This window comes from Streptomyces longispororuber (genome assembly GCF_014656095.1).
In the GTDB taxonomy this organism is placed as follows: Bacteria; Actinomycetota; Actinomycetes; order Streptomycetales; family Streptomycetaceae; genus Streptomyces; species Streptomyces longispororuber.
The window spans coordinates 1-9,739 of the sequence record NZ_BNBT01000225.1 but is presented as its reverse complement, the minus strand read 5'-3'; the positions used below and the strand labels follow the sequence as shown (position 1 = coordinate 9,739).

At 71.6% G+C, this 9,739-nt stretch carries 7 protein-coding genes; all 7 read right to left on the bottom strand.

Features of this window, described 5'->3' with window-relative positions:
• On the bottom strand, nt 1-658 hold a 658-nt coding region (locus tag IE330_RS36310; protein WP_190140447.1), incomplete at its 3' end, for an ArnT family glycosyltransferase.
• 73 nt (nt 659-731) lie between these two features.
• Nucleotides 732-2,264 (bottom strand): amino acid permease, encoded by a 1,533-nt coding sequence (locus IE330_RS36305; protein ID WP_190140446.1) that lies wholly within the window; start codon nt 2,262-2,264, stop codon nt 732-734.
• A 267-nt stretch (nt 2,265-2,531) separates the two neighbouring features.
• Nucleotides 2,532-4,442 (bottom strand): 1-deoxy-D-xylulose-5-phosphate synthase, encoded by a 1,911-nt coding sequence (dxs, locus tag IE330_RS36300; RefSeq protein WP_190140445.1) that lies wholly within the window; start codon nt 4,440-4,442, stop codon nt 2,532-2,534.
• 257 nt (nt 4,443-4,699) lie between these two features.
• Nucleotides 4,700-6,001: a sugar ABC transporter permease gene (locus IE330_RS36295; RefSeq protein ID WP_373314818.1), complete on the bottom strand. Its 1,302-nt coding sequence runs from the start codon at nt 5,999-6,001 to the stop codon at nt 4,700-4,702.
• The gene (locus IE330_RS36290; protein WP_190140449.1) at nt 5,998-6,792 is read right to left on the bottom strand and encodes an ATP-binding cassette domain-containing protein; all 795 of its coding nucleotides are present in this window, start codon (nt 6,790-6,792) and stop codon (nt 5,998-6,000) included. The genes IE330_RS36295 and IE330_RS36290 overlap by 4 nt, the downstream gene beginning before the upstream one ends.
• A 333-nt stretch (nt 6,793-7,125) precedes the next feature.
• Nucleotides 7,126-8,226 carry a sugar ABC transporter substrate-binding protein gene (locus IE330_RS36285; protein WP_229926174.1) on the bottom strand — a complete coding sequence of 367 codons (1,101 nt, stop codon included), beginning with the start codon at nt 8,224-8,226 and terminating at the stop codon, nt 7,126-7,128.
• A 122-nt stretch (nt 8,227-8,348) separates the two neighbouring features.
• Nucleotides 8,349-9,548, bottom strand: a complete 1,200-nt coding sequence (locus IE330_RS36280) for an ROK family transcriptional regulator (protein WP_190140444.1) — start codon at nt 9,546-9,548, stop codon at nt 8,349-8,351.
• Between the last annotated feature and the right edge of the window lie 191 nt (nt 9,549-9,739).

The following is a 9,739-nucleotide window of genomic DNA, read 5'->3' as shown; positions in this document are numbered from 1 at the left end:
CCGCGCCGGCGGCGAGCGGCAGCCGCTCCCGCCGCCGCCGGGGCCCGGGCGCGCCCGAGCGCCACAGCAGCCAGAGCACCGGCACGAGCACCGCCGCCCCGGTCTGCTTGGCCAGGAAGGCGCAGGCCACCGCGGTCCCGGCGAGGAGCGGGCGGCGCCGGTCCGCGCACCACATGGCGGCGGCCGTGCTCGGCAGCATGAAGATCTCGAAGGTGGCGGCCTGCGCGTCCTCGGGGTTGAGCCCGACGGAGGCGAGCAGGTACAGGACTCCGGCCGTACGTCCGGCGCCGTCGCCCCAGCGGCGGCGGGCGAGGGAGGCCAGCAGGGCCGCGGTGAGGAGCTGCGCGCCGACGGCGAGGACGCGTACGGACGTCAGGGACTCGTCCCCCCACAGCGCGAAGGCGGCGCGGTACAGCCAGGGCACCAGCGGCGGCTTGCGGTCGACCACGGTCTCGTACAGCTCTCCCCCGTCGGCCAGGAGCCGGGCCTGGACGGCGAGGTAGCCCTCGTCGGGGTTCCACAGCGGGCGGACGAAGGACGGCAGCCGGGTGGCGCAGGCGAGCAGCGCGAGGGCGGGGAGCAGCCGGGCCCAGTAGCCGGTCGCGGCGGGGGCCGCGGCGGGCACGGAGCGTGGCGGGGCGAGCGGCTCGACGAGCATGGCCAGCACCGTATCCGGCCCCGCAGTTACCGTCGAAACGGAACATACGGGGCCGAATTGGCGCGCGGCGCGGTCACTCGCTGTCGCGTCCCGGCGGCCGGGCCCCCGGGCCCGCGGTGGCCCCGGCGCCCGCCTCGCCCCGCCCGAGCCTGCTGTGCGAGCGGCCGTAGAGGAAGTAGACGACGACGCCGAGGGCCATCCAGGCGCCGAAGCGGACCCAGGTCTCGGCGGGCAGGTTGAGCATCAGCCACAGCGAGGCGGCCACGGAGAGCGCCGGCAGCACCGGCACCCAGGGGGTGCGGAAGGAGCGGGGCAGGTCGGGGCGGGTCCGGCGGAGGATGATCACGCTGATCGCCACGATGACGAAGGCGAAGAGGGTGCCGATGTTCACCAGCTCGGCGAGTTCGCTCAGGGGGGTGAACCCGGCCACGACCGCGATGATCACCCCGAGCAGGACGGTCGGCCGGTGCGGGGTCTTGAAGCGCGGGTGGACGCGGGAGAAGAAGCGCGGCAGCAGCCCGTCGCGGCTCATCGCGAAGAACACCCGGGTCTGGCCGAGCAGCAGGATCATGCAGACGGTGGTCAGGCCGACGGCCGCGCCGAAGCTGATGAAGCCGGCGTACCAGGGGTGGCCGGTGGCCTTGAAGGCGTCGGCGAGCGGGGCGTCCACGGAGAGCTTGCTGTAGTGCTGCATGCCGGTGACCACGACGGAGACGGCCACGTACAGCGTCGTGCAGATGAACAGCGAGCCGAGGATGCCGCGGGGCATGTCCCGCTGCGGGTTCCTGGTCTCCTCGGCGGCGGTGGCGACGATGTCGAAGCCGATGAAGGCGAAGAAGACCACCGAGGCCGCGGTGAAGACGCCCATCACGCCGAAGTTGGCGGGCGCCCAGCCGAACAGCGTCTGGATCAGCGGGGAGTGCAGCCCTCCGCCGGCCTCCACCGGCTGGGACTTCGGGATGAACGGGTCGTAGTTCTCGCCCTTGACGAAGAAGGCGCCCGCGATGATCACGACGAGGACGACGACCACCTTGACGGCGACGACGACGGAGGTGATGCGCGCGGAGAGCTTCATGCCGACGACGAGGATGCCGGTGAGCGCCAGGACCAGGACGGCGGCGAGGATGTCGAACCCGAAGCCGTCGGCGCCGTCGCGGCCGCTGAGCGCCTCGGGGAGCTGCCAGCCCGCGTTGTCGAGCAGCGAGGCGATGTACCCGGACCAGCCGACGGCCACCACCGCCGTGCCGAGCGCGAACTCCAGGACCAGGTCCCAGCCGATGATCCAGGCGGGCAGCTCGCCGAGCGAGGCGTACGAGAAGGTGTACGCCGAGCCCGCGACCGGGAGCGTGGACGCGAACTCGGCGTAGCAGAGCGCGGCGAGGGCGCACACCACTCCGGCCACGACGAAGGCCAGGGCCACGGAGGGGCCCGCGTTGTTCTTGGCGACGGTGCCGGTGAGGACGAAGATGCCGGTGCCGATGATGACGCCGACGCCGAAGACGGTCAGATCCAGCGCGGACAGGGATTTCTTGAGCGCGTGCTCTGGTTCCTCGGTGTCGAGGATGGACTGCTCGACCTTCTTCGTCCGGAAGAGGGTGCTGCTCACGGGCGTACCTCCCACGCGTGTCGTCTTCGACATCTTCGAGAGGGGAGGTACGCCGAGTGCCCAAGCGCGGGGCGATTCACGCGAAGGGACCCGAAACCTACGGCTGACTGGGTGGTGGAGCTACGTATGGCACGTGCCGCGCAGCGACACCCACCCGCAGCCGCCAACGAACGGGCACCCCCACGGGGGGCCTCAACCGGCCGGGTGGCCAGGAACGGGCGGGCGGGTGGGCAAGGAAAAGCGGAGAGCCCACCCGCCCCGGCGGGGTCAGTCCCGCACGGGCTCCTCGACAGAGGCCACGCGCCCGTCCATCTTCGCCACGAGCCCCGTGACCTGCCGCGCGATGTCCGGCGCGGTGAGGCCGATCTCCGCCATGACCTCCTTGCGGGAGGCGTGGTCGAGGAAGCGCGGCGGGATGCCGAAGTCCCGCAGGGGCACGTCCACGCCCGCGTCCCGCAGCGCCTGCGAGACGGCCGCGCCGACGCCCCCGGCGCGGGAGTTGTCCTCGACGGTGACGACGACCCGGTGCTGCTCGGCCAGCGGCGCCATCGCCTCGTCGACCGGCTTGACCCAGCGCGGGTCGACGACGGTCGTGGAGATGCCCTGCTTGTCGAGGAGGTCGGCGATCTCCAGGCACATCGGGGCGAGCGCGCCCACGGAGACGAGGAGGACGTCCGGCCGGGCGGCGTCCGCGCGGCGCAGCACGTCCATGCCGCCGACGCGGCCGACGGCCTGCACGGCGGGGCCGACGGCGCCCTTGGAGTAGCGCACGACGGTCGGGGCGTCGTCGACCTCGACGGCCTCGCGCAACTGGAGGCGGACCTGGTCGGCGTCGCGCGGCGCGGCGATGCGCAGGCCGGGCACGCACTGGAGGATGGACATGTCCCACATGCCGTTGTGGGAGGCGCCGTCGGTGCCGGTGACCCCGGCCCGGTCCAGGACGAAGGTGACGCCGCACTTGTGCAGGGCCACGTCCATCAGGAGCTGGTCGAAGGCGCGGTTGAGGAAGGTGGCGTAGACGGCGAAGACGGGGTGCAGTCCTCCGGTGGCGAGACCGGCGGCGGACACGGCGGCGTGCTGCTCGGCGATGCCGACGTCGTAGACCCGGTCGGGGAACTCCTCGGCGAACTTCTTCAGGCCGACGGGCTGGAGCATGGCGGCGGTGATCGCCACGATGTCCGCGCGCTCGCGGCCGAGCTTGACCATCTCCTCGCCGAAGACGGAGGTCCAGTCCATGCCGGCGGCGGCGATGGGCAGGCCCGTGTCGGGGTGGATGGGGCCGATGCCGTGGAAGTGGTCGGCCTCGTCCTGCTCGGCGGGCTCGTAGCCGCGGCCCTTCTCGGTGATGCAGTGCACGATGACCGGGCCGTTGAACCGCTTGGCGCGGGCCAGCGCGGACTCCAGGGCCTCGATGTCGTGGCCGTCGATGGGGCCGACGTACTTCAGGCCGAGGTCCTCGAACATGCCCTGCGGGGCGATGAAGTCCTTCAGGCCCTTCTTCGCGCCGTGCAGCGTCTCGTACAGGGGTTTGCCGACGACCGGGGTGCGCTCCAGGATGTCCTTGCCGCGGGCCAGGAAGCGCTCGTAGCCGTCGGTGGTGCGCAGGGTGGCGAGGTGGTTGGCGAGGCCGCCGATGGTGGGGGCGTAGGAGCGCTCGTTGTCGTTGACGACGATGACCAGGGGGCGGTCCTTGGCGGCGGCGATGTTGTTCAGCGCCTCCCAGGCCATGCCGCCGGTGAGGGCGCCGTCACCGATGACGGCGACGACGTGGTCGTCCTTCCTCAGGACCTCGTTGGCCTTGGCGAGGCCGTCGGCCCAGCCGAGGACGGTGGAGGCGTGGCTGTTCTCGATCACGTCGTGGTCGGACTCGGCGCGGGCGGGGTAGCCGGACAGGCCGCCCTTGGCGCGCAGCTTGGAGAAGTCCTGGCGGCCGGTGAGCAGCTTGTGGACGTAGGCCTGGTGGCCGGTGTCCCACAGGACCTTGTCCTTCGGCGACTCGAAGACGCGGTGCAGGGCGATGGTGAGCTCGACGACGCCCAGGTTGGGGCCGAGGTGGCCGCCGGTCTTGGAGACTGCGTCGACGAGGAAGCCGCGGATCTCGGCGGCCAGCTCGGTGAGCTGCTCCGGGGTGAGACGGTCCAGATCGCGCGGTCCCGTGATGCGGGTCAGCAGCGGCACCCGTGCCTCCTTGCAGTAGAGCGTGTAGCGCCTTGTCGAGCATTGCCGGGCCTGTCGAGTCTAATGTTCCGCCGTTGTCGGCGGTGTCCGGCCCGGGAGGTGTACCTCACGCGATCGGCTGTAAACCGACGGGTGCCCCCACCCGGTACGGGAACACGCGTTCCCGTCCGGGACCGGGCCCGCACGCGGCCGTGCCCGGCACCGGAAGGACCGGTGCCGGGCACGGCGCCGCGCGTGCGGGCGCGGGAACCGCGGGGTCAGGCGCGGCCCGCGGACTTCTGGGTGCGCCGGGAGACCGAGTCGATCACGACGGCGGCGAGCAGCACGGCGCCGGTGATCATGTACTGGATCTCGCTGGCCATGCCCTCCAGGTTCAGGCCCTGCTGGATCGACTGGATCACGAGCATGCCGAGCAGCGCGGACCAGATCTTGCCGCGGCCGCCGAAGAGGCTGGTGCCGCCGATGACGGCCGCCGCGATGACGATCATCAGGGTGTTGCCGCCGCCGAGGCTCTTGGTGGCGCCGCCGGACAGGCTCGCGATGAACAGGCCGCCGAAGGCGGCGAGCATGCCGGAGATCGCGAAGACGGTGATCCGTACGCGGTCGACGTTGATGCCCGCGCGGCGCGCGGCCTCGGCGTTGCCGCCGACCGCGAAGACCTGGCGGCCGAAGGTGGTGCGGCGGACCACGAAGTCCGCGAGCACGAGCACGGCGAGGAAGAGCACCAGGGCGAGCGGCAGGCCGCGGGCGCCGTCCGGCTCGTTCAGGAAGTACGCGACGACGAAGCACAGGACGGCCAGCACGCCGGTGCGCAGCAGGATCTCGCTGAGCGGCCGCGAGGGCAGGCCCGCGCCCTTGCGGCGGCGCGCGTCCAGGAGCTGCGAGCCCGCGTACAGCAGGACCGCGGCGAACGCGAGGCCGTACGCGGCGGCCTTGTCGGCGAAGAAGTGGGTGGTGAGGTCCTCGACGACGGAGCCGGAGGGCGTGTTGATGCTGCCCTCCTTGCCCATCAGCCAGATCTGCAGGCCGCTCCAGCCGAGGAAGCCCGCGAGCGTGACGACGAAGGCCGGGACGCCGACCTTGGCGAAGAAGATCCCGTGCACGGCGCCGATGACCAGGCCGCAGACGACGGCGCTGACCACCGAGAGCCAGTCGCCCCAGCCGTGGTTCACGCTGAGCACCGCCCACACGGCGGCGCCGACGCCGGCGACGGAGCCGACGGACAGGTCGATCTCGCCGAGCAGCAGCACGAAGACGATGCCGACGGACATGATGCCGACGCCGGAGGTGAAGACGGCGATGTTGGCGAGGCTGGAGGCGGAGAGGAACTTGTCGTTCTGGAACTGGAAGACCAGGGCGATGACGATCAGGCCCACGACGACGGGCAGGGAGCCCAGCTCGCCGCCGCGCACCTTGCGCAGGAACTCCGTCCAGTAGCCGGCGAAGCCCTGCTCGCGCACGAGCAGCCGGGGGTCGACGGCCGCGGCGGGGGCCGCCGAGGGCTCGGCGTCCACGGCGGTCGCGGACTTGTCGAGGGGGGTCTTGGCGAGGTCGCTCACTTCGCCTCCTCCTTCGTGGCGGTACGCGCCCTGCGGCGGGTCACGGCGTTGTCCGTGGCGCCGGTGATGGCGGCGATGATCTCTTCGGGGGAGGTGTCGGCGACGTCGAAGACGCCGTTGTTGCGGCCGAGGCGGAGCACCGCGACGCGGTCGGCGACGGCGCGCACGTCGGCCATGTTGTGGCTGATGAGGATGACGCCGTGGCCGCGCTCGCGGAGGCGTTCGACCAGGTCGAGGACCTGCGCGGTCTGCTCGACGCCGAGGGCCGCGGTGGGCTCGTCGAGGATGACGACCTTGGGGTCGCCGACGAGGGCGCGGGCGATGGCGACGACCTGGCGCTGGCCGCCGGAGAGGGCGGCGACGGGGATGCGGACGCTCGGGATGCGGATGGACAGGGTGTCCAGGAGCTCCCGGGCGCGCTTCTCCATGGCGATCTCGTCGAGGACGGAGGCGGTCCTCAGCTCGCTGCCGAGGAACAGGTTGGCGACGACGTCCAGGTTGTCGCAGAGCGCGAGGTCCTGGTAGACGGTGGCCACGCCGAGGTTCTGGGCGTCGTGGGGGCGGCCGATGCGGACTTCGCGGCCCTCCCACTCGATGGCGCCCTCGTCGATCGGGTGGACGCCTGAGATGGTCTTGACGAGCGTCGACTTGCCGGCGCCGTTGTCGCCGACGAGGGCGACCACCTCACCGGTGTGGATTTCGAGGTCTACGTCCGTGAGCGCCTGGACGGCGCCGAACCGCTTGGAGACCCCGCGCAACGCCAGCACGGGCGTAGCGGACACGTGAATCAGCTCCTTCGCCGCCGGACCGGCGGGGACGGTGGATCACTGGAAGGAAAGTCCGAGGACAGGACGGGAAAGGACAGGGGGCGCCGGTGCCCGCCCGCCGGCCGCGGCGCGGAGGGGGTGCCGCGACGGGAGCCGGAAGACCGGAAGAGGCGGACGTACGGGCACCGGGCGCCGGGGACCGAGGCGCGCTGCCGCACGGCGGCGGCGACCGCCGGGGCGCGGCCGCCTTCGGGTACGCGGCGGCCACTGGGGGCGGCGACCGCCGGGGAGGGCGCGTCCCGACCGCCGGGGGCGCGGCGGAATCGTTCCGCCGCCCGCCCCGGGAGGCGGCCGGGGCTAGTTGATCCCGGCCTCTTCGCAGGCGGCCTTGAACTGCTTGGTGCAGATCTCGCTCGCCTTGTAGACCTTGTCCTTGACGATCGTGTCGGCGACGTCGTCCTTCGTGATGGCCTGGGCGTCGTAGAGCTTGGCGGGGATGTTCTTGAAGTCGCCGCTCAGGGAGTTGACCTTGCGGTCGATGAGGTCGTCGATGTCCTTGCCCTTGAGCAGGCGGACCGCGATCTCGGCCGTGGTCTCGGCCTCCGGCTTGATCTGCTTGTAGATCGTGAAGGCCTGGTCGCCGCTGAGCAGGCGCTGCACACCGGCGAGTTCGGCGTCCTGGCCGCCGACGGGGACGTCGATGCCGCGCTGCTTGAGGGCGGTGATGATGCCGCCGGCCATGCCGTCGTTGGCGGAGTAGACGCCGTCGATGCCGTCCTTGCCGAGCTTGTCGATGGCGGTGGCCATCTTCTTGTTGGCCTCGTCGGGCGACCAGTCGGGGATGTCCTGCTCGTAGGCGATCTTCTTCACGTTCTTGTCGAGCACCGAGTGGGCGCCCTTCTTGAAGAACGGGGCGTTCGGGTCGGTCGGCGAGCCGTTGATCATGACCACGTTGGCGTCCTTGGCCTTCGACCCGAGGGCCTTGACCAGGGCGCCGCCCTGCAGGCGGCCGATCTTCTCGTTGTCGTAGGACACGTAGGCGGAGAGCGGGCCCTCGGCCAGGCGGTCGTACGCGACGACCTTGACGCCCTGCTTGTCGGCGCGCTCGATCCAGCCCTTGGTGGACTTGTAGTCCACCGCGTCGAGAATGATCACCTTGACGCCCTGGGTGATGAGGGCGTCGAATTGCTTCTTCTGGGTCTCGATGTCCTGCGCTGCGTTGTTGTACTTGATCTCGCAGTCGCCGCACAGCGACTTGATCTTCGACTCCATGATCGGGCGGTCGAAGGTCTCGTAACGCGTGGTCTTGTTCTCCGGAAGGAGCAGACCAATGGTCTTTCCGTCGCCGCCGCTTCCCTTGTCGTCGTCACCGCCGCCGGCCTCGCCGCAGGCGGCGAGACCGAAGGCCATGGAAACGGTGGCGGTGCCTATGACGACGCGACGCGTCCATGCATTCATTTGGGGGTGCCTCCCTGACGTGGCCGCGTCGTTGCGGCCGAGGTGGCTCGAAGTCAACTCGGCCGCCCGACACGCGTCAAGGAGTAAATCCTTAACGAGATGACAACGGTGCCATGCGTTATCTAAGTGAAGGCAGGTGCCGCCGTCGGGACCGACCCGTCCAAAAGCGTCGAATCCCCCATCTCGCTGAGCGCGAGCGCGAGCGCCCCGAGTACTTCGGCGCGCGAGCCGAGGGCGCCGGGCAGGACGGAGAGCTGCCGGGCCGCGCTCGGGATCGCGTACCGGCCGACGGACTCGCGGATCGGCCCGAGCACCAGCTCACCGGCCTCGGCGAGGGAGCCGCCGAGGACGACCCGGCTGGGGTTGAGCAGGTTGCAGAGGTTCGCCACCCCGCTGCCGATGTGCCGCCCGACGTCGGCGATCACGCGCCGGCAGCCCGGGTCCCCCTCGCGGGCGAGGGCCACGACGCCCTCCATGGTCAGGTCGGGGCCGTGGCTGGAGTGCAGCAGCGGCAGCACGTAGCGGGCGGCGGTGAAGGTCTCCAGGCAGCCGCGGTTGCCGCAGCGGCAGACGGGCCCCGACTCGTCCAGGGTGATGTGCCCGATCTCCCCGGCCGTGCCGCCGGGGCCGCGGTAGATGCGCCCGCTGATCACCAGGCCCGCGCCGACACCGCTCGCGACCTTGATGTACGCGAGGTCCCTGACGCCCTTGCCGCTGCCCCAGACCAGCTCGCCGAGGGCGCCCAGGTTGGCGTCGTTGTCCACGTGCACGGGCACGCCGAGCCGCTCCCGCATCTCCTCGGCCGGCTTGGTGCCCGTCCAGCCCGGCAGGATGGAGGTGGAGCCGAGGGTGCCGGACTCCACGTCGATGGGCCCGGGCACGCCGAGCCCGACGCCCGCGACCTTCGCGCGGTCCACGCCCGCCCGCTCGATGAGCCGGCCGACCAGGCGCTCGGCCCGGTCGAAGCCCTGGGCCGCGGAGGCGTCCACGTCCAGCGGCTCGGACTGCTCGGCGAGCACCTTGTGGGCCAGGTTGCCGAGGGCCACGCGCAGGTGGGTGTGGCCGAAGTCGACGCCGATGACCATGCCCGCGTCGCCGCTGAGCGAGACGCTGCGGGCCCGGCGGCCGCCCGCCGATGTGGGCGTGACCTCGACCGTGCCGCCGTCCTTCAGCTCCCGGACGATGTTCGACACCGTCGCGGCGGACAGGCCCGTCGTCCTGGCGATCTCCGCCTGCGTGAGCGACCCCGCGAGCCGTACCGCGCGTACGACCCGCTCGAGATTTGCTCGGTGCAGTGACGACTGCGACCCCGGAGTCTCCATCGACTCATCCACTCCCGCCTACGGCGGACGGCACCGTCGCCGCCCGTACAAGTTGTGAACTCCAAGCTGTGCTGTAGGTGTTACCGCAGTCAAGTCCTTGACAGAAATCCGGGGCCGCCCCGCGGGTCCGCCCGGCGCGCGCGAACAGGGCCGGGGCCGGACGGTGGGCGCCCGCCCGCCCGTCCGGCCCC